13 protein-coding genes and 1 pseudogene are annotated in these 21312 nt (G+C 73.6%); 2 read left to right on the top strand and 12 right to left on the bottom strand.

The features are described 5' to 3' along the window. Window positions 1-73: 73 nt before the first annotated feature. From IEZ31_RS56215 to IEZ31_RS10120, 12 genes and pseudogenes are all read right to left on the bottom strand, one after another. Window positions 74-974 (bottom strand): annotated as a pseudogene (locus IEZ31_RS56215) (arginase family protein); the annotation flags it as partial. An 11-nt stretch (window positions 975-985) separates the two neighbouring features. Further along, window positions 986-1876 (bottom strand): tetratricopeptide repeat protein, encoded by an 891-nt coding sequence (locus tag IEZ31_RS10170; protein WP_190249530.1) that lies wholly within the window; start codon window positions 1874-1876, stop codon window positions 986-988. A gap of 4 nt (window positions 1877-1880) precedes the next feature. After that, entirely contained in the window at window positions 1881-2753 is an 873-nt protein-coding gene (locus IEZ31_RS10165) for an ABC transporter ATP-binding protein (RefSeq protein ID WP_190249529.1), read from the bottom strand. Then, window positions 2750-5776 carry an FtsX-like permease family protein gene (locus IEZ31_RS10160; RefSeq protein ID WP_190249528.1) on the bottom strand — a complete coding sequence of 1009 codons (3027 nt, stop codon included), beginning with the start codon at window positions 5774-5776 and terminating at the stop codon, window positions 2750-2752. The genes IEZ31_RS10165 and IEZ31_RS10160 overlap by 4 nt, the downstream gene beginning before the upstream one ends. Beyond that, a complete protein-coding gene (locus IEZ31_RS10155) occupies window positions 5773-8736 on the bottom strand; it encodes an FtsX-like permease family protein (RefSeq protein ID WP_190249527.1) in 2964 nt (987 codons plus the stop codon). The genes IEZ31_RS10160 and IEZ31_RS10155 overlap by 4 nt, the downstream gene beginning before the upstream one ends. Window positions 8737-8821: 85 nt before the next feature. Continuing rightward, window positions 8822-10495, bottom strand: a complete 1674-nt coding sequence (gene icmA, locus IEZ31_RS10150) for a coenzyme B12-dependent isobutyryl-CoA mutase large subunit (protein WP_190249526.1) — start codon at window positions 10493-10495, stop codon at window positions 8822-8824. A gap of 116 nt (window positions 10496-10611) precedes the next feature. Then, window positions 10612-11328 (bottom strand): Asp23/Gls24 family envelope stress response protein, encoded by a 717-nt coding sequence (locus tag IEZ31_RS10145; protein WP_190249525.1) that lies wholly within the window; start codon window positions 11326-11328, stop codon window positions 10612-10614. Between the two features lie 1055 nt (window positions 11329-12383). Then, window positions 12384-13034, bottom strand: coding sequence for an ATP-binding cassette domain-containing protein (locus IEZ31_RS10140; protein WP_190249524.1), 651 nt, complete (start codon window positions 13032-13034; stop codon window positions 12384-12386). Continuing rightward, window positions 13031-13873, bottom strand: a complete 843-nt coding sequence (locus tag IEZ31_RS10135) for an ABC transporter ATP-binding protein (protein WP_190249523.1) — start codon at window positions 13871-13873, stop codon at window positions 13031-13033. Before IEZ31_RS10135 ends, IEZ31_RS10140 begins: the two co-directional genes overlap by 4 nt. Further along, entirely contained in the window at window positions 13870-16908 is a 3039-nt protein-coding gene (locus IEZ31_RS10130) for an FtsX-like permease family protein (RefSeq protein WP_190249522.1), read from the bottom strand. The genes IEZ31_RS10135 and IEZ31_RS10130 overlap by 4 nt, the downstream gene beginning before the upstream one ends. 57 nt (window positions 16909-16965) lie before the next feature. Then, a complete protein-coding gene (meaB, locus tag IEZ31_RS10125; protein ID WP_190249521.1) occupies window positions 16966-17937 on the bottom strand; it encodes a methylmalonyl Co-A mutase-associated GTPase MeaB in 972 nt (323 codons plus the stop codon). Further along, window positions 17934-19121: an acetyl-CoA C-acetyltransferase gene (locus IEZ31_RS10120; RefSeq protein ID WP_190249520.1), complete on the bottom strand. Its 1188-nt coding sequence runs from the start codon at window positions 19119-19121 to the stop codon at window positions 17934-17936. The genes meaB and IEZ31_RS10120 overlap by 4 nt, the downstream gene beginning before the upstream one ends. A gap of 72 nt (window positions 19122-19193) precedes the next feature. Between IEZ31_RS10120 and mce the strand changes: the two genes are divergently transcribed. Both mce and ccrA read left to right on the top strand, forming a co-directional pair. After that, a complete protein-coding gene (mce, locus tag IEZ31_RS10115; protein WP_190249519.1) occupies window positions 19194-19655 on the top strand; it encodes a methylmalonyl-CoA epimerase in 462 nt (153 codons plus the stop codon). Between the two features lie 149 nt (window positions 19656-19804). Next, complete coding sequence (gene ccrA / locus IEZ31_RS10110; protein WP_190249518.1) at window positions 19805-21154, top strand: crotonyl-CoA carboxylase/reductase; 1350 nt, start codon at window positions 19805-19807, stop codon at window positions 21152-21154. Window positions 21155-21312 lie beyond the last annotated feature (158 nt).

Below are 21312 nucleotides of genomic sequence, written 5' to 3'. Positions count from 1 at the left end.
GGGAAGCCCGGCACCGGGCCGCCCGACACCGGGAACATCGTGTCCGACGCCACCAGCGCGGTCGACGTCACCAGCGGCTCCAGACCTGCGACCAGCACGTCGGTGACCTCGGCGGCGTAGCGGCCGTCCGGGTCGTAGTCGGGGTCGAAGACCGTCACCTGGACGCCCACGCAGCGGGGGTCGGCGACCAGGTTGCTGAGGAGGATCTCCAGTTCGCGGTAGGCGATGCCGCCCACGTCCGGGGCGTCGACGGCCGGCATGACCGCCGGGTCCAGGACGTCGACGTCGACGTGGACCCAGTAGCCAGCGCAGTCGCGGAGCTGGTCGCGCGCCCACTGGGCCGAGCGGGCGGCGCCGTTCGACCGGAGCTCCGGCACGGCGCGGGCGACGATGCCGGCGGCCTGGAGATCCAGACGGTACTCGTCGTGGGTGCGGATGCCGAGCAGCACCACGTCGACGTCGCGGAAGTAGGGGCGGCGCTGCTCGATCGACGCCAGGTTTGCCTGGCCGCGGCCGGTCGCCAGGGCCAGCGCCTCGCCGGCGGCGGCGCCGACGTAGGAGGCGTTGCCCTCGTGGCGGAAGTCGGAGTGGCCGTCGACGTAGACGAGGCCGACGCGGCCGTCGAGGGTCGCGGCGTGGCGGCGCATGGCCAGGCCGGCCCCGAGCAGGATCGAGCAGTCGCCGCCCAGGACGACCGGGAAGTCGCCCTGGGCGAGGATCGAGCCGATCCGGTCGGCCAGGCGGCGGACGAAGACCGCGATCTCCGCCGCCTGGGCCACGCCGTCGCCGGGCTGCCAGCCCGCCGGGTCGTAGCGCGGCGGGGTGATGCAGCCCGCGTCGCGGGCGCCCAGGCGGGTGAGCAGGCCGTGGTCGCGCAGGGCGCCGGGCGCCTTCGCGCAGCCGGGAACGGAGGTGGCGGTCGGTGGCCGCAACCCCAGGTTGCTCGGTGCGTCGACGACGGCGATCCGGCGCATGTGCGCCCGGCTCAGAAGAGCGCGCTCGCCAGCGCCCGGCGGGCCTTGGCGACCGCGGGGTCGTCGGGGCCGGCGACGGTGAACAGCGAGACGAGGTGCTTGCGCACCGTCTCGCGGTCGTCGCCCGCCGTGCGGCGGATGAGGTCGACGAGGCGCTGGTAGGCCTTCTCGGCCTCGCCGGCGAGCACCTCGACGTCGGCGGCGAGCAGCTGGGCCGGCACGTCGCCGGGCGCGGCCTGGGCGGCGGCCAGCACGGCCGGCACGTCGACGCCGGTGACCCGGCGCAGGAGCGCGACCTGGGCCAGGCCCGCCTCGGCGATCGGGTCGCCGGGTGCGTCGGCGAGGATCTTGCGATAGGCGGCCTCGGCGCCGTCGAGGTCGCCGTCGATCAGCGCGTCGTCGGCGGCGAGCAGCCGCGGGTCCTCCGGGTGCTCGACCTCGACACCCGCGGCCTTGAGCACCGCGTCGACCCACTGGCGCAGGTGCTGCTCGGGGAGCATCTGGTTGAACGCGTCGACGGGCTGGCCGCCGACGATCGCGACCACGAACGGGATGCCCTGGATGCGGAACATCTGGGCGAGCCGCGGGTTCTGCTCGATGTCGACCCGGGCGAGCACCCACGCGGCCTGCCCCTCGGCGGCCAGCTTCTGCAGCAGCGGGGAGAACTGCTGGTCGGGCTGGCTGCCGGCGACGTAGAAGTCGACCACGACCGGCGTGGTCAGCGAGCGCTGCAACACGTCGTTCTGGAACGTGGCCTCGCTGACCTCGACGACGTTGGCGCTGCTGGCGGCCGGGGCCGGCTGGGCAGATCGCTGCGCGCCGGCCGCGTTGCTGCGGGCCAGGGCGCCGAGGTCCACCGCCCCGCGGGTGAAGATCGACTGGGTCTGCCGTGGGTCGCTCATGGCCCTAGTTTTGCACGTGCCCCAGGTGGTCCGCCGCAAGTGACCGGTCGGATCCACCCGCGACCAGTGTGACCTGTCCGTCGATGTGCTCGACGGTGAAGAGCGTGCCGGGCGGGAAGTCGCCGAGAACCTCGGGCGGCAGCTGCACCGTGCCGTCGCCGGCCACCACCGCGAAGTCCTGGCCGTCGCGGCCCTCGGCGCCGACGCGACCGTCGCGGATGGTCACCGCGCGGCCCAGCCGGGTGCCCACGTCGCTGTCGTGGGTGACGACGACGATGGTCGTGTTGCGCTCCTGGTTGACCGTCTCCAGCGCCTCCAGCACCTCGTCGCGGCCGTGCGTGTCGAGCTGGCTGGTCGGCTCGTCCACGAGCAGCAGGCCGGGCCCGGCGGCGATGCCCACGGCGAGCGCGGCACGCTGGCGGGCGCCGGGGGCGAGGTCGTCGATCCGCGACCGGCCGAGGCCGGGCAGCCCGACGAGGTCGAGGATGCGGTCGGGGTCGTCGAGCTTGATGCCCTCGGTGCGGGCCGCGCGGCGCTGGGCGAGCCAGATGTTGCGGTGCAGCGTCGCGTAGGGCAGGAGGTTGCGCGCCGCGCCCTGCAGCACCACGCCGATCTCGGTGCCGCGCAGCCGGGCGATCTCGCTGTCGGAGAGCTTGCCCATGTCGTAGGTGCCGATGTTGACCCGGCCGGCCGACGGGCGCATGAGCCCGGCGAGCAGCGCGATCAGCGTCGACTTGCCCGAGCCGGACGGCCCGACGAGCGCAAGCGTCTCGCCCGGACCGATCGACAGGTCGACGCCCGCCAGCGCGACGACATCGCCGGCCTCGGCCCGGTAGATGTGCACCACCCGCCGGCAGGCGACCGCCAGTCCGTTCATCGCTTCCCCCTCGTTGCGGCACGGAGCCGGGCGCCGGCGACGACGGCGGCACCCGCGAGTAGCAGGCCGGCCGCCAGCCAGGCGACGGCGACCGGGATCGGCGACGGCCAGTACGACACCTTGAAGGTGCCGGGGTCGTCGGTGAACACCGGGAGATACTCCCGCACGAGCAGCCAACTGACCAGCGCCGCGAACGGGCCGATGAGCACGGCCGTGCCGACCAGGGCCAGATATCCGCTGGCCGCCGCGTCGCGCCGGGCCACGCCCTGGGCCCGCAGCGCCCGCAGTTCCCCGATGCGGCGCTGCCGGTCGAGGCTGGCGACCATCCAGAGCGCACCGACCGCCAGCAGTACCGCCAAACCACCCGCCAGCAGGTGGAAGCGCAGCGCCACGGCCGGACCCTGCTCGTCCAGGGCGGCCCGCAGCGGCTCGATCGAGCGGTCGGAGGCGACGGTGAGGCCCTGGCCGCGGACGAGGTCGAGCACGTCGGGCGGGGCGGCCGGGCCGAGCCAGATCTGCGGCTGCCGCGCGTCGCCGGCGTCGGTCGACATCCGCTCGGCGTAGTCGAGGTCGACCAGCGCGCCCCGGTCGGCCAGCCGCGGCAGGGTGCCCACCTCGCCGGCGATGCTGGTCGACACCTGCGCGCCGTCGAAGCCGTTCATGTGGTCGCCCATGCTGGCGCTGCCGCCGATGACCACCGGCAGCGGCGAGGGCACGTCGGTCGGCATGATCTTGACCGCGACGTCGGCGCCCCGGTAGTTGGCGACCTCGGCGCGCAGGCCGTCCTGGGCCGAGCTGAGCGTCGGCACGAGCAGCTTCGGGCCCGGCGTCTCCGGCACCCGCCACTGGGTCGTGTCGGCGAAGCCGGCCGCGTCGGCGATGACCTTCCCGGCCTGGCTCAGGCCGTGCAGCGTCATGGTGATGTCGAAGCCTCGGCGCTCCGGCTGGTCCATCTGGAGGGAGACGAGGCGGCAGCCTTCCACACACATGGGGAGGTTGCGGATGTACGTGTGCCGGCCGAGTTGGATCGGGCCGAGGTCGACCTCGCCGGCCGTCGAGCCGTCCAGCGGTACGACCACCGCGGTCCAGCGGACCCGGAACGCGTCGACCGTCTTGTCGATCGTGACGTCGAGTGACAGCTCCTTGTTGTTCACGATGACCGGGTCGCGCGGCCCGGCCGGGTGCAGCAGACCGGCGACCTCGGCGGCGCTCAGGTGCGTGTCGTTCCACAGCGCGGTCGCGGCCAGCGCCCGGCTGTCGACGGCCAGCATCGGCGGTACACCCGTGTCCTCCGCGACCGGGACCTCGGCGGCCGCCATTGCGAACTTGCCGTCGGGGTCGATCGCGCGCACCTTGGCCAGCAGGGCCGCGCGGCTGATCGTCTCGACGGTGAGCACCCGGGGCGCGCCCAGCTCGACGCGGACCCGCTCGTCACGGGTGTCGCCGGACGCGCTGGCCGCGGTCGCCGCGAAGCAGATCAGCGCGACGGCCACCACGAGCAGTGCGAGCACACGCTGGCTGCCCGGCCGGCGGGACATCGCGTAGGCGGCCAGGGTGCGGCCGATGCGGCCCTCGCGGATGGCGCGCCGGCCGACGCGTTCGGCGATCGGCAGGACGCCCCGCGCCGCCACCAGGGCCAGCGCGATGACGATGAGCGACGGCGCGAACACGGCGAACCCGGTCAGCCCGCCGCCGCCCTGCCGCAGCTGCACGACGGCGACCACGGCCAGCGCGATCACGGCGACCTCGAACACCGGGGCGCCCCAGCGCGACAGCCGGCTCGGCACGTTGCGGAGCAGGTCGACGGTGCGCTTGGCGAGCTCGGCCCGCTGCGCCAGCAGCGCCGCGAACAGGGCGCCGCCGAGGGCCGTCAGGGCCCACCAGTTCGCGCCGGACGACAGCGGCACGCTCGCCGAGCTGGACAGCAGCAGCCAGGCCGCGAGCCGGACCAGGTAGTGGCCGAGGAAGAAGCCGGCGGCCGCCCCGACCAGGATCGGCAGGATGCTCTCGCCGGCCGTGAGCCACCAGCGGCGCGGGGCGCTGACCCCGCGCAGGGCGAACAGGCCCAGCTCCAGGCGCCGCTCCTGGGTCGCCGACGCGACGGCGATGAACAGCACGAACCAGCACAGCAGCACCAGCGGTACCGCGGCCACCGGCACCACCTGGCCGACCAGCGACCGGTTCTTGTCGATCCGCTCGATCAGGGCGGGCAGCTCGGTCCTGACCGTCGGCCCGCCGGGCAGGCCGACGAGCTTGTCGCGGCCCTGCTTCACCGCGTCGTTGACCGCCTGCAGGGTCTCGCCGGTGATCGCGTCGTTGTCGATCACCACGTCCAGCGCCTGCGACTCCCGCGCGTGCTCGATCGCCTCGACGGTGCGGCGGCTGGCGAGAATCGGCTCGGTCGCCTTCCGGTCGGTCGGGCGCGGGTCGAAGTAGTCGAGGTCGGACCAGTACTGCTCGGACGCGTCGACCACCTCGTAGGCGCCGACCACGGTGAGGGTGAGCGTCGGGCCGTTGCGGACCCACTCCTGGCCCTCGTTGTCGTAGGCGCCGTAGCTCGTCTCCAGGGTGCCGCCGACGGCGAGCTTGAGCTTGTCGAACGTCACCTTGCCGACGACGACCTCGGTCTCGCTGATGAAGCACCGGCCGGTGACCAGACGCAGGTGGGCGCAGGCGTTGTCGCGGTACACCAGCCGCGGCGCGATGTCGTCGACGCCCGGCGCGCCGGTGGACACGTAGGTGTTGATCTCGGTGCTGAAGACGCTCGTGAAGCCCGGCACGCGGAAGATCTCGGGCACCAGGTCCTCGAAGCCGCGGTCCTTGGCCTCGGACTGGCGGCGGGCCTGCACGACCCGCTCCTCGATCGGCGCCGAGGCGACCTCGCTGGCTACCACGGCGCGGTCGGCGGTCGTGGTATAGACGGGCGCGCTCACCGCCGCCGCCATCGCGAACATGGCGAGGAGGAAGGCCGTGACCGCCTGGCCCGGGCGGGCCCGGATCATCGACAGGACCAGCCCGATCACGGCGCGCTCCATCCGTCGGCGAAGTAGGGCATGACGTCTCCGACGTAGGCGTGGATCAGCGCGGCCAGCACCAGGCCCAGCAGCACCGAGACGCCGACCAGCACGAGGTACCCCTCGAAGCTCACCCGTTTGACCAGGCGGGCCGAGGCGCCCTGGTGGCGCAGCGCGGTGAGCTCGCGGGCGCGCGGCCGGCGTTCGACGGCGGCGACGACGGTGGCCGCCCCGGCCGCGAGGGCGACCCCGATGATGGCGGAGAGCAGCATGAACTGCAGCGTCAGCGGCGGCCCGAAGGAGGCGTACCGCTCGGCGACGCCGTCGATCGACTCCTCGCCGAGGATGATCAGGCCCTCCTTGCGCAGCTTGTCGGGCAGGTCGGGCGGCGCGTCGCGGGCCAGCCAGACCTGCAGCGACTCGCCCGCGCCGAAGTCGGCGCCGAGCCGGTCGGCGTACTCCAGGTCGACCAGCACGCCCAGCTCGCCCAGCCGCGGCAGCCGGGTCGCGGTGGCACCGACCGTCTCGGTCAGCGTGGTGGTGCCGTAGCTGACCCGCTGGTCGCCGAGGAGCCGCGGCTTGAGCAGCCGGGCCCGCACGCTCACGATCGGGGCCGGCGCGTCGAGCGGGTAGACGCCCGGGTCGGTCGCGCCGCCGGTGCGGATCGGCGCGACCTTCAGCAGCAGCCCGTCGGCGGACGGGGTGACGATCAGGTTGGGCGGCACCCCGTTGACGTCGAGCCGCCAGCGGGACCGGTCGGCCAGCATCTCCCGGCCGACCAGGGTCTGGTCGGGGCCGCTCTGGGTGATGCCGTGGACGGTCACCTCGATGCCGGGCCGCGACGCGAAGAAGATCTTCTGCTCCAGCGTGCTCTGCATGATGTTCAGCGAGCTCAGCCGGCAGCCGGGCGCCTTCGTGCAGGCGGGCACCGGCGCGGTGAGCTGCTGCGCGCCCTCGGCGAGCGGGCCGAGCCGCACGACGGTGCGGGTGCCGGCCGGGTCGGCCATCACGACGTCGAGCACGACCACCCGCTGGCGGTCGAGCACCGTGTAGTGGTTGGTGACGTCGAGGGTGAGCTGGCCGCCGGTGACGTAGACCGGGTCGGGGGCCTTCGGGTGCAGCAGCGCCGCGGTCTGCTCGGCGCTCAGGCCGTACTCCGGGCGCCAGGCCGCCACCGCCGCCAGCCGGGTGCTGTCGACCAGCAGCACCCGGTCGTTGCCGCTGGACAGCGACTGCACGGCGGCCATCGCCGACTTCCCGCCCGGGTCGGCGCGGCGCACCGCCTCCAGCAGGGCCAGCCGGTTCTCGGCCCGCACCGTCAGCACCCGGTCGGCGCCGACCTCCAGCTCGGCCCGGGTCCGGCCCGCCTCCTGCCCGGCGTGCCAGGTCAAGAACGACGTGCACAGCAGGGCCACGGTGACGATGATCAGCGCGGCCAGCCGGTGCACCCCCGGGCGCCGGGCGAGGTAGATCGCGCTGAGGGCCCGGGCCGGACGGCCGTGGCGGAGCGCGCTCTCGACCATCCGGGCGGCGCTGTAGGTGATGAGCCGGGCGGCGACCAGGGCGAACGCCAGCGCCGCCAGGCCGGGGGCGAGCAGCGCCAGGCCGGCGACGTCGCCCTCGGCCCGGTTGCGCAGCTGCCAGAGCGCGGCGACCGCGACGATGACCAGCACCAGGTCGAGCAGGTCGCGCCAGGCGCCGGCCCGGGCCGGGCTCTGCCGCAGCAGCTCGGCGACGCTCGACCCGAGCGACCGGCGCTCGGCGAGCAGGGCCGCCAGCAGGGCGCCGACGACCGCCAGCGCGACGGCGCCGACCGAGAGCTGGAACGCCTGATCGCGCACGGCCGGCTCGCGGATCGATCCGTTGACGGCGGTGGCGACGAGGTACCCGAGCGGCAGGCCGAGCACCGCCCCGCCGAGCATCGGCAGCCCGCTCTGCCCGCCGACCAGGCTCCAGGTGCGCCCGCGGGACGCGCCGCGCAGCTTCACCAGCCCGATGTCGGGCCGGCGCTCGACGCCGGTGTACTTTACCGCGAGGTACAGCGCGAACCAGCACAGGATGAGCAGCTGGAAGGCGCCGACCGGCACGCCCAGGGAGACGAGCTGCCGGTCCCGCTCGATGCGCTCGATGACGTCGTAGATCGAGGTGGTGAGGGTGAGCCGGTTGTTGGCGGCCTCCACCGTCGCGGCGCCGAGGTAGGCCCCCACGACGTCGGGCTGGTGGTCGACGAACAGCACCGGCTGCGCGACCATGTCGGTGATCGTGCGGACGCTCTTCGGCTTGATCGCGTCGAGGGCGGCCGGCCCGACGAGCACGGCATCGTCGACCGGCTCGGTGATCTCGGGGGGCGGGCTGGTCGGCAGGGACTGCGCGACGAGCTGGGAGTTGCTGCTCCAGAACGGGTCGCCGGGGTCGTCGGGGCGGTAGACGCCCACGACGGTCAGCTTGACCGGCTCGTTGAGGTTGGTCGACGTGAAGACGATCGGATCGCCGGCCTTCAGCCGCATGAAGCGGGCGGTGCGGTAGCTGAGCATCGCCTCGTCCGCCGAAGTCGCGCAGCGGCCGTCGATGACGGCGTGCTCGCACGCGCCGGTCCGCATCACCAGCGGCGAGCCGGTGGAGCGCGCCTCGTTGCTCGCGGCGGCCGGCACCGTCGACGCCTGCCCGGTGACGTGCGCCTGCGTGTAGGTGGTGAACCCGCCCAGCCCGACGACTCGCTGCGTGAGCTCGGCCTGCGCCGCGACGATGTCGGTGATCGAGCCGCCCTCGATCTTGCCCTCGCCGATGGTCTCCAGCGCCCGCTCCTGGATCGGCGCGGTCTCCATGTGCCGGGTGGCGACCCGTTCGGTGGAGGCCAGCACGTACCAGGGGGCCGCCGCGGCGGCGGCCGCGGCGAGCGTGCTGAGGACGAGCAGTGTCAGCGCCTGCGCGCGCCTCGCTCGCAACGCCGCGAGCACGAGTGCCAGCAAGGCCCCTCCCCCGTGTGGTCAAGTCGTTCGTAGGTAGACCTGCCGGGAGAGGGGCCGGTTGCATTGCGAATAGGTAACGTTAAGATCAAAAGCGCGCTGGCTCGCGGTACACGCCCCAGACGTCCTTCAATGCGCCGCAGATCTCGCCGAGCGTGGCCTCGGCCCGGGCCGCGTCGAGCATGGCCGGGATGAGGTTCTCGTCGGTGCGCGCGGCCGCCACCATCCGCTCCAGCCGCTCCTTGACCAGCGTGGCGTCGCGGCCGACCCGGCGGGCGCCGAGCAGGCGGTTCTGCTCGATCTCGACCTCGTGCGAGACGCGGAGGATGTCGAGGTCGCGGGTGACCGAGCCGGTGTGCACGTTGACGCCGACGACCCGCTTGTCGCCCTTCTCGACGGCCTGCTGGTAGACGAATGCGCTGTCGGCGATCTCCGACATGAACCATCCGTCCTCGATCCCGCGCAGGATGCCGCTGGTGATCGTGCCGTCGCTGCCCATGTCGCGGATCCGCTGGAAGATGGCCTCGGCCTCGGCCTCGATCCGGTCGGTGAGGGCCTCGACGTACCACGAGCCGCCGAGCGGGTCGGCGACGTTGGTCACGCCGGTCTCCTCCATGAGCACCTGCTGGGTCCGCAGCGCGATCTCGGCGGCCTGGTCGGTCGGGAGGGCGAGCGTCTCGTCGAGCGCGTTGGTGTGCAGGGACTGGGTGCCGCCGAGCACCGCGCTGAGCGCCTCGACGGCGGTGCGGACCACGTTGTTGTACGGCTGCTGGGCGGTCAGCGAGACGCCGGCGGTCTGCGTGTGGAACTTCAGCCAGAGCGCCTTCTCGCTGGTCGCGCCGTAGACGTCACGCATCCAGCGGGCCCAGATCCGCCGGGCGGCGCGGAACTTGGCGATCTCCTCGAAGAAGTCAACGTGGGCGTCGAAGAAGAAGCTGAGCCCGGGCGCGAACGTGTTGACGTCGAGGCCTCGGCTCTTCCCGAGCTCCACGTAGCCGAACCCGTCGGCGAGCGTGAACGCCAGCTCCTGCGCGGCGGTCGAGCCGGCCTCGCGGATGTGGTAACCGGAAACCGACAGCGGCTTGTACCGCGGGATGTGGCGGTTGCAGTACTCCATGAGGTCGCCGATGAGGCGCAGGTGCGGCTCGGGCGGGAACAGCCACTCCTTCTGCGCGATGTACTCCTTGAAGATGTCGGTCTGCAGGGTGCCGTCGAGCTTGCCGAGGTCGGCGCCCTGGCGCTCGGCGGCCACGAGGTACATGCAGAACACCGGGACCGCCGGGCCGGAGATGGTCATGCTCGTGGTCACGTCCGCCAGCGGGATGCCGTCGAACAGCACGTCCATGTCGGCCGCAGAGTCGATCGCCACCCCGCAGTGCCCCACCTCGCCGAGCGACTGCGGGTCGTCGGAGTCCCGGCCCATGAGGGTGGGCATGTCGAAGGCCACGGAGAGGCCGCCGCCACCCGCGCCGAGCAGCATCTTGTACCGCGCGTTCGTCTGCTGCGCGTTGCCGAACCCGGAGAACTGGCGGATCGTCCAGGTGCGCCCCCGGTAGCCGGTGGCGTGCAGCCCGCGCGTGTACGGAAACTCACCCGGCCAGCCGATACGCTCGAAACCGGGCACGTCGTCGCCCTCGGGCGGCCCGTAGACCGGCTCGACCCGGCTCCCCGACAGGGTGGTGAAGTCGGCGTCGCGCTTGCGCGCCTCGTCGTAGCGGCGCTGCCAGCGGTCGCGGCCTTCGGCAATATCGTGGGCGTCCATGGGTGTCGGCGCTCCTCGGGTCGGCGGGATCTCCGTCTCTCCGATGCTATCGGCAACCTGAACGATCGCTAAGGCACGGTGCCCGGATTCCCCGGGCACCGCCTGTCTGATGCGTCTCAGCCGGCGTACTCGGCGGCCCGCTCCTCGTCGCTACCCACCCGCTGGGCATCCTTGTCGTCCACGTGCACGTCGTCGACGACGATGTCCACGGCGGTGACCTCCAGCCCGAGCAGGTTCTCGACCGAGCTGATGACCTTGGTCCGCACCTTCTCGGCCACGGAGTACACGACGAACCCGTACTCGATCACGAGCGTCACCCGCACGGTCGCCGTGCGCCCCTCGAGCCGCACCTGGACGCCGCGGTTGGACGACTCACCATCGCCGTCGCCGAGCCCGATCCGGTCGCGCACGGCGGCGAACACCCGGGCGACGTCGCCGCCCAGGTCGTACACGCCCGGCACCTGGCGGGCGGCGATCCCGGCGACCTTCTCCACGACCTCGTCGGCGATCGTGGTGGTGCCCCGCTCGGCGGCCAGCTCGGCGTTGTTGCGCAGCCGGTCGACCACCTGCGAGGCGATCCGCCCGGACGCGGCGGCGGTGCTGGAGGCGAACTCGCCGACCTTCTCGGCCGTCTCGGTGGCGAACGTGGTGACCCGCTCCGCGGCGTCGTCGGCCGCGGCCCGCAGCCGCGACTGCTCGGCGGCCGGCTGCGCGGGCACGACCGCCGCGGGCGCGGCCGGGGCCGCCGGCTCGACGGCCGCGAGCGCGTCGCCGGTCATGTCAGGATCGTCAACATCGGTGCGCGCGGGGAAGCCCGCGGTCGCCTCGGTCATGGCAGTTCTCTCCCTGTCCCGGTTCGTAGGCGGGGCCGAGCGTACTCGCGCGCCGCCAGCCGAGGGACCCCCCAACCGGCCGTCCTGGGACGCGCCGCGCCAGCTTTGACGTTGGTCGATCTACCCTCACTTTCGACGGCGGTCGTGGGGGTAGATCGACCAACGTCTCGGGGTGTCTGGTTCGGGTCGTGGCGGACATTTCCGATTTGTCGCCCACGGCACCCCCTTTTGCCCGCTGCCCGCCCGCCGACAGCCCGCCGACCGGGGGTCGCCCATGATCAAGGGAAACTTCTGGTCGCTGGGACAGCCAAATACGTCCCTTGATCATGGAGCCGGGTGAGCAACCCGGGGGAATCGCGCCCCGCCCAGCCACCCAATCCAGCCAATCCAGCCACCCCGCCCCTCAGCCCAGCCCAACACGGCGCGGGACCGACACGACGCGGCCCGGCACGACGCGGCCCGGCACGACCCGGCCCAGCACGACCCGGACCGGCACCGCCCGGCACCGCCCAGCACCGCCCAGCACCGCAGGGCACCGCAGGGCATGGACCGGCACGACACGGACGGGCTCAGCATGGACCGGTCGGGCACCGCTCAGCCCAGCGCGGCCCGGCCACCCCGCCGCTCGGCGCGGCCTGATCCAGTTCCACCACCCCGCCGTTCAGCGCGACCTGGCGCAGCCCGCCGAGGAACCCCAACCGGTCCCCCTGTCGCGACCCCAGTTCCGCGCGATCTTGGAGTTGCGGTCCCGGGAATGTCCGAAATAGCGCCATAAAGCCAGGACCACAACTCCAAGATCGCCGCCGTGATCCGGCCGGGCTGCGGACGGGTCGCCGCCGGGCTGCCGCCGGGCTGCGGCCGGGCTGCGGCCGGGCTGCGGCCGGGCTGCGGACGGGTCGCCGCCGGGCTGCGGACGGCGTGGGCGCTGGGCGGTGGTGGGGCGGCGGAGCGTTGGGCGGCGGGCGCCGTCCGACGGGGCGGCGGGGCGGGGCTGGCCGGCGCGTGCTGGCGGCCGGCGCAGGTGGCCGCCGGCACGCGCCGTCGAGCTCGGTAGGTCAGCGGACCAGCTGGGCGGCGCCGTCCGACAAGTGCAGCTCGCGGTCGCAGGCGGCCGCCGCGTCCGGGTCGTGCGTGGCGAACACGACCGCGGCGCCGCGGCGGGCCTCCTCCTGCAGGATCTCCATGACGCGCTGGCGGTTCGTGGCGTCGAGCTCGCTCGTCACCTCGTCGGCCAGCACCACGGCGCCGTGCAGGGCCAGGCCGCGGGCGATCGCCGTCCGCTGCTGCTGGCCGCCCGAGAGCTCCTCCACCAGCTGGTCCGCCTGGCCGGCCAGGCCCAGGCGCTCCAGGGAGGACACCGTCGCGCGGCGGGCGTCGGCCGGGGCCGCGCCGCCGGCGATCATCGCCACCTGGATGTTCTCCTGCGCGGTGAGGATCGCGGCCAGGCCGTTGTCCTGTGGGATCAGTACCACGCGCTCGGCCACCGCGTGGTCGCGGTCGCGCAGCGGGGTGGCGTCGATCGCCACCGTGCCGGCGGCCGGGCGCAGCAGGCCGGCCATCGCCCACAGCAGCGTCGTCTTGCCGGCGCCCGAGGGGCCGGTCACGGCGAGGATCTGACCCGGCGACACGATGACCGAGACGTCGCGCAGCACGGGGTGGTCTCGCTCGTACGCGACCGTCACGCCGTCAACCGTCAGCGTCTTCACTGCACATCCTCCACAGAAGCCGGACTGGGGACCAGCAGGACGGTGCCGTCGGGCTGGGGCTCGACGCCCACCAGCGTGCCCGGCGGCAGCATGCGCAGGACTTCCTGCGGCAGGTGCACCGTACCGTCGCGACCCACCACCGCGTAGTCCTCTCCGCGCCGGCCCTCCGCGCCGACCCGGCCGTCGCGGATGGTGACCGTGCGTCCCATGCGCAGGCCGACGTCCGGGTCGTGGGTCACGACCACGACGGTCGTGCCCGCCCGGCGGACCGCGTCGAGGGCCGTCAGCACCTCGTCGCGGGCCCGGGTGTCGAGCTGGCTGGTCGGCTCGTCCGCGAGCAGCAGGCCCGGCCGAGCGGCCAGCCCCACAGCGAGCGCCAACCGCTGACGCTCACCAGGAGAGAGTCGCTGCGGCCGCTGGCGGTTGCGTCCCCGCGCCGAGAGGCCCACCATCGCGAGCACCTCGCGAGGGTCGGGCAGGTCGCGGCCCCGCACGCCGCGCTGGGCGAACCGGATGTTCTGCTCCGCCGTCAGGTACGGCAGCAGGTTGCGCGACGCCCCCTGCAGGACCACGCCGACGTCGGTCGCGCGCAGCGCCTGCAGCTCCGCCGGCGTGGCCCGCACCAGGTCGTGCCGGCCGACCGTGAGCCGGCCCGCCGACGGCGGGAGCAGCCCGGCCAGCAGGGACAGCAGCGTCGACTTGCCCGAGCCGGAGGGCCCGAGCAGGGCGACCGACTCGCCCGGGGAGATGTCCAGGTCGACGCCGGACAGCGCGACCACGTCGTAGCCCTCGAGCCGGTAGATGTACACCAGCCCCCGGCACGTGACAGCGAGACTCACGAGGCACCGTCCTTGAGCCGCAGCGGCGTCGCTCGCCCGAGCAGGCGCAGCACCAGCAGGACGGTGAGCAGCAGGTTGAGCAGGGTGACACCGACCGCGACGGGCAGGGCGCCCAGCCCGAGGGAAAGGTCGAACGACCCGGCGGGTTCGCCGACCGTCACCAGCGGGATGCCGGGAAGCATCACGAACGCCCCGATCACCCCGGCCGCCAAGCCGACCAGGAACGGTAGCCCGAGCAGGGCTCGATACTCCCGGAAGACGGAACGTCGCAGCTGCCCCGCCCGCACGCCGGCGACCCGGAGCGCGGCCAGTTCGTAGAGGCGGGCACGGACCCCGACGTATGCGGTCAGCAGCACCACACCGAGCGCCAGCAGGATCGCCGCGGCCCCGGCCAACAGGTAGAGCCACAGCCCGAGAGCGGGAGCTCGCCGGGCCAGCCGATCGAGGGCGCCGTCGATCGTCTCGGTCCCCAGGATCTGGATGCCGGCCGCCTCGAGCCGCCGATCGAGATCGGCGGGCGCCCCGGAAGCGACCCACACCTCATAGCGGAGGCTCCCGTTGTCGGCCAGGCTCGCGGAGCGCTCGGCCATGCGGGTCGCGTAGTCGAGGTCGAACAGCACCCCGTGCCGCCCGGCGCGGGGCAGGCTGTCGGTCCGGGCCGCGACGGTGAACGGCTGCGGCTGCTCCGAGAAGCCCGGCAGCGCGAACGTCACCGCCTCGGCGTCGTCGGTGGGTGCCCCGCCGGCCAGGACCGCCGGCAGCGCGTCGGGCGTGTCGACGTGCTCGACGACGGCGTCGGCCGGGTCGTTGCCGGAGACGTCGATGCCGAGCGCGGCACCCGACCGTACCGTGACCTGCGCCCCACCGGCGGAGTGCCGGGCCTGCCAGCGGCCGGCCAGGTCGAAGCCGGGCGCGAGCGGCCCGGTGTCGGTGGAGAGCGCGCGGACCGCGACGCTGACCGAGAACGGGTCGCTGCCGCCCGCGGCCCGGCCGACGGCGAGGCCGACGAGCCGGCACTCGGCGGTGCAGCCGGTGAGCGCCGCGTGGTAGCTGCGGGTGCCCTTGGCCAGCGCGCCGAGCGTCACCGTCCGCGGCGGCTGCCCCGGGTTGGCGACGATCGCGGCGAGCCGCAGCGGCGGCTTGGCCGGCAGCGTGTCGACCGACACCTCGGCGGTGAGGTCCTTGCCGAGCCGCAGCGGGTCCGCGACCCGCGGGTGCAGGCGCCCGGCCAGCTCGGCGACCTGCGCGCGGGAGTGCCCGCTCCAGACGGCCACGTCGGCGAACCGATCGGCCTGGACGCCGATCAGCTCGACGGGGCTGTTGTCGAAGCGCTGGCTCGCCCGTACCGCGGCCATCGAATGCCCATCGGGGTCTGCCTTGCCGACCGCCTCGGCCAGCGCGGCGGGGTGGGCGGCGTTGACCGTCAGCACCCGCTGCGCCCCGACGGTCGCCTCGGCGGTCTCGCGCCGCGCGGTGGCGGCGACGTCCCAGGCGGTCGCGGCGAACGACAGCAGCGCCACGGCGACCGTCACGACCACGACCAGCCGCTGGCCGCCGGGGCGGCGGGCCAGCTGGGCCGCGGCGAGCAGCGGCACGATCCGGCCGCGGCGGCGGGCGATGCGCAGCCGGGCCGCCGACCAGAGGCTCAGCAGGCGGGCCGCGCCGACGCCCACGACGACCGCGAGCAGCGGCGGGGCGAGCAGGGCGAGCGGCGAGCCACGGTCGCTGACGGCGGCCACGAGGCTGGCCGCGGCGAGCGCCACGGCGACGCCCTCGGTCACGCCGGCCCGCCAGCCGCCGCGCTCGGGCACCCGCCGCAGCAGGCCGAGCACCGGCCGGGCGAGGGTCTGCCGGGCGGCGAGGACGGTGGCGACCAGCCCGGCGGCGAACGCGACGCCGGCCGCGGCGAACACCGGCCAGCGCACCTCGACGCCGACGCCCGGCGCGAGCAGCGCGTCCGCGGCGACCCCGACGAGCGCCAGGCCGGCCACGACGCCGACCGGCAGGGCGGCCGCCGTGAGCAGCACGACCTCGCCCAGGCCGAAGCGGGCGGCCCGCCCGGCCGGATAGCCGCGCAGCTTGGCCAGCGCGATCTCCGGCCCGCGCTCCTCGGTGAGCGACGCCACCAGCAGGAAGAGGACAAACCAACACAACAGCAGCAGCGGTACCGCGATGACGGGCGCCGTCCGGGCGATCGCGCGCTGGTCGGCGTCGATGTCGCGCAGCACCGCCGGCAGGGAGGTGGTCACCTCCAGCTCCTGGCCGCGCAGCCGGTCGCCGAGGGTCTGCACGCCGTCGCGCAGCCCGGCCACGTCGTCGAGGTGGACGCGGGAGCCGAGCAGCGGGTACTCCAGCCGGGTCGAGACCGTCGCCGACGGGTCGGCGCGGACGTCCTCCTCCGACATGGTGAACAACGCGTCGCCGGTCTGCCCGGTGCCGTCGGCGCTGAAGTAGGCGGTGCGGCCCCAGTAGGCCGCGTTGGCGTCCTTGGGCGTGTAGAGCCCGGTGATCGTGAACGTCTTGTCCCGGCCGCCGGTGCGCGGGCCGAGGTGCACGGCCAGCGGGTCGCCGGCCTTGAGCCCGTGGGCGGCGGCGGTGCGCTTGCTGACCACCACCTCGCCGGGGTCGTCGGAGCAGGTGCCCTCGACGGCGAGCTGGGTGCAGGCGTTGTCGCGGTACGCGAGCTTCGCCCCGGTCTCGCCGAAGGTGATCTCGGTGTCGAGCGCTGCCACCGGCCGGTCGAGCCGGTCGGCGAGCAGCCGGTCCTTGTCGAGTGCCGCGTTCATGGCGAGCCGGATCTCGGCGAGGTCCATGAAGGCGGCGCTGTCGCCGGTGCCCTTGGCGCCGACGGTCAGCCCGGTCGCGTCGGTGGACGCGGCGGACAGCCCGTCGGTGAGCACCGACTGCTGCGCGGCCCGGCTGTACGCGGGTGCGAGGACGGCCGCCGTGGTCGCCGTGACGGCGAGGATGAAGACCACGAACGACCGGCCGGCCCGGTACCTGATGCCGCGCAACATGACGGTCCAGGCCGTCAAGTGAGCCCCCTGTGCTGGTCTAGCTGAAGGTTGACCCGCAGACCTTAGCCAGCCGGATCAGGCCAGGTCGAGTTGCGCCAGGAGGGCGGCGGCGGCCGCGTGAGCGTCCAGTCGACCCTGCGCTACCTCGGCGGCCAGCGCGGCGAGCTCGGTGCCGCTGCGGAGGTCCTTCATGCGGGCCCGGAGCGCGCCGAGGGCGAGCGCCTCGACCTCGGCGGCGGCCCGCCGCTCCCGGCGGCGGCGCAGCTCGCTGGAGCGCTCCAGCCACTCGCGGTGCTCGTCGATCGCGGTGACCACGTCGTCGATGCCCTCGGCGCGGGCGGCGACGCTGCGCACCACGCGGGGCCGCCACTCGCCGGGTGCCCGCTCGCCGAGGCCGATCATGCCCTGGATGTCGCGGTACGTGGCGTCGGCGCCGTCGCGGTCGGCCTTGTTGACGACGAAGATGTCGGCGATCTCCAGCACGCCCGCCTTGGCCGCCTGGATGGCATCGCCCATGCCCGGCGCGAGCAGCACCAGCGTGGTGTCGGCCAGCCCGGCGATCTCGACCTCCGCCTGCCCGACGCCGACCGTCTCGACGACGACCGGGTCGCAGCCGGCGCCCTCCAGCACCCGCGCGGCCTGCGGGGTGGCGGCGGAGAGCCCGCCGAGGTGCCCGCGGCTGGACATGGAGCGGATGTAGACGCCGGGGTCGGTGGCGTGGTCCTGCATCCGGACCCGGTCGCCGAGGATCGCGCCGCCGGTGAACGGGCTGGACGGGTCGACCGCGAGCACGCCGACCCGCTTGCCGGCCTTGCGGAAGGCGCGGACCAGCTCGTTGGTCGTCGTGGACTTGCCCACGCCGGGCGCCCCGGTGAGCCCGATGACCTGTGCGGTGCCGGTGTGCGGCGCGAGGGCCGCCGCCAGCTGCGGCAGCACCTCGTCGCCGTCCTCCACCAGCGTGATCAGGCGCGCCACGGCCCGTGGGTCGCCCGCGCGGGCCGCTTCGACCAGCGCGGGGACGTCCCGGGAGCGGCGTACGCCCGTCACTGCTTGGGCACGCGCAGGAGGAGCGCGTCGCCCTGGCCGCCGCCGCCGCACAGCGCGGCCGCGCCGAGCCCGCCGCCGCGGCGGCGCAGCTCCAGGGCGAGGGTGAGGGCCAGGCGGGCCCCGCTCATGCCGATCGGGTGGCCGAGCGCGATCGCGCCGCCGTTGACGTTGACGATGGCCGGGTCGATGCCCAGGTCGGCGGTCGACTGCACGCCGACCGCGGCGAACGCCTCGTTGATCTCGACCAGGTCGAGGTCGGCGGCGCTCAGCCCGGCCTTGCTCAGGGCGTGCTTGATCGCGTTGGAGGGCTGGCTGGTCAGCGAGTTGTCCGGGCCGGCGACGTTGCCGTGGGCGCCGATCTCGGCGAGCCAGGTCAGGCCCAGCTCCTCGGCCTTGGCCCGGCTCATCACGACCACGGCGCAGGCGCCGTCGGAGATCGGCGACGAGGTGGCCGCGGTGATGGTGCCGTCCTTGGTGAAGGCCGGCCGCAGCTTGGCCAGCGACTCGACGGTCGTCTCGGGCCGGATCTGCTCGTCGTCGGTGACCAGCAGCGGGTCGCCCTTGCGCTGCGGGATCTCGACCGGGACGATCTCCTCCGCGAAGTGGCCGTTCTTCTGCGCGGCGGCGGCCCGCTGGTGGCTCGCGGCGCCGAACGCGTCCTGCGCCTCGCGGCTGATGCCGAGGCGGGCCACGTGCCGCTCGGTGGACTCGCCCATGGACACCTGGTCGTAGGCGTCGGTGAGCCCGTCGTGGGCCATGTGGTCCTTGATCACGACGTCGCCGTACTTGTACCCCTGGCGCTGCCCGAGCAGGAGGTGCGGCGCGTTGGTCATCGACTCCATGCCGCCGGCGACCACGATGTCGAACTCACCCGCCCGGATGAGCTGGTCGGCGAGCGCGATGGCGTCGAGGCCGGACAGGCAGACCTTGTTGATCGTGAGCGAGGGCACGCTCATCGGGATGCCCGCCCCGGCGGCCGCCTGGCGGGCCGGCATCTGGCCGGCGCCGGCCTGCAGCACCTGGCCCATGATCACGTACTGCACCTGCTCGGGCGACACGCCGGAGCGCTCCAGCGCCGCCTTGATCGCGATCTCACCCAGCTTGGTCGCCGGGAAGTCCTTGAGCGCGCCGAGCAGGCGACCCATCGGCGTGCGGGCGCCGTTGACAATCACCGACTGAGTCATCGGGAGGCCTCCGAGAGAAGGTTCACATCGCACCGTCGCGACCTGAACGATTGTTCGGTTCAGACTATCGCTATGGAGACCGCCACTCAGAAGTTGGATATATCACCCATCGGCATCCTGAGGATCGACCACGTCGGCATCGCGGTGGCCGACCTCGACGCGGCGATCGAGTTCTACGGCCGGGTGTTCGGCATGCACTGCGTGCACGAAGAGGTCAACGAGGAGCAAGGGGTTCGTGAGGCGATGCTGTCGGTCGGGCCGACGCCCGAGGGCGGCTGCCTGCAGCTGCTCGCGCCGCTCTCGCCGGCGTCGACGATCGCCAAGTTCCTGGACCGCAACGGCCCCGGGATGCAGCAGCTCGCGTACACGGTCGAGGACGTCGACGCGGCCTGCGCGCAGCTGCGCGCCCGCGGGGTGCGGCTGCTCTACGACGAGCCGCGCCGCGGTACCGCCGACTCCCGCATCAACTTCGTGCACCCGAAGGACGCGGGCGGCGTGCTCGTCGAGCTGGTGGAGCCGCATCGGCCCAGCTAGTGCAACTTTTCACAAGCCGGTTCCCGATCTAGCTACCGACCAGTAACGTCCGCGTCGGCACACGTGAATGTGTCGCTGATCCCCATGGTCGTCCCCTCTTCTTGCGGCGACGCTGCCCTTGGAAATCGTGGACGTTAGGAGTGGTAGCGGTGCAGCACATCCTCGACGCGATCATGCAGGCGGAAGGGGCCACCGACCCCGCGGCGGAGCTCCGGGCCGTGGCGGGCCTGCCGGTGCCCGAGAGCTACCGGGGCGTGGTGGTGCGGGCCGACGAGACGGGCATGTTCGACGGCCTCGCCACCCGCGACAAGGACCCGCGCAAGTCCCTGCACGTGCAGGAGGTGCCCACCCCGTCCGTCGGGCCGGGTGAGGCGCTCATCGCGGTGATGGGGAGCGCGGTCAACTACAACACCGTCTGGACCTCGATCTTCGAACCGGTCTCGACGTTCGGTTTCCTCCAGCGGTACGGGCGGCTCAACGATCTCAGCAAGCGTCACGACCTGCCGTACCACGTGGTCGGCTCGGACGCGGCCGGCGTCGTGCTCAAGGTCGGCCCCGGCGTGAGTAAGTGGAAGCCCGGCGACGAGGTCGTCGCGCACTGCCTCAACGTCGAGCTGGAGGACGCGGCCGGCCACGACGACACGATGCTCGATCCCCAGCAGCGCATCTGGGGCTTCGAGACGAACTTCGGCGGCCTGGCCGAGCTGGCCCTCGTCAAGGCGAACCAGCTCATGCCGAAGCCCGCCCACCTCTCCTGGGAGGAGGCGGCCTGTCCCGGGCTGGTCAACTCCACGGCGTACCGGCAGCTCGTCTCGCACCACGGCGCACAGATGAAGCAGGGCGACACCGTGCTCATCTGGGGCGCGTCGGGCGGCCTGGGCTCCTACGCGACGCAGTTCGCGCTCAACGGCGGGGCGACGCCGGTGTGCGTGGTGTCGAGCCCGGAGAAGGCGGCCATCTGCCGCGGCATGGGCGCGGAGCTGGTGATCGATCGTTCGGGGTACAACTTCTGGAAGGACGAGGAGACCCAGGACGTCGCGGAGTGGCGCCGCTTCGGCGCGGAGATCCGGGAGCTGACCGGGGGCGACGACCCCGACATCGTGTTCGAGCACCCGGGCCGCGAGACGTTCGGCGTGAGCGTCTACGTGGCGCGCCGCGGCGGCACGATCGTCACCTGTGCGTCGACGTCGGGCTTCATGCATCAGTACGACAACAGATATCTGTGGATGAACCTCAAACGCATTGTCGGTAGTCACTTCGCGAACTACCGCGAGGCGTGGGAGGCCAACCGGCTCATCGAGCGCGGCCGAATCCATCCGACGCTGTCCCGCACGTATCCGCTCGCGCAGACCGGGCAGGCCGCGTACGACGTGCACCGCAACCTGCACCAGGGCAAGGTGGGCGTGCTGTGCCTGGCCCCGGAGGAGGGCCTCGGCGTCCGCGACCCGGGGTTCCGCGCCCGGCACGAGCAGGCGATCAACCGGTTCCGCGACCGCTAGTGCCCCGCTCCGGGGCGGCCACGACGGGGTGGCCTCCCCGGGGCGGTTTCCATGCCCGCCGTTCGGCGAGCTGAGCGTGTCCGGACGGACAGCCGACACGCCCGCAAAGCGTGACAAAAACGTGGCGTGTCCTGGGCCGCTGAAGTTGACCATGCCGG

Source organism: Dactylosporangium sucinum (genome assembly GCF_014647515.1).
GTDB classification, from domain to species: domain Bacteria; phylum Actinomycetota; class Actinomycetes; order Mycobacteriales; family Micromonosporaceae; genus Dactylosporangium; species Dactylosporangium sucinum.
Note: the sequence above shows the minus strand (reverse complement) of the source record. Positions and strands in the feature narration are given on the sequence as shown.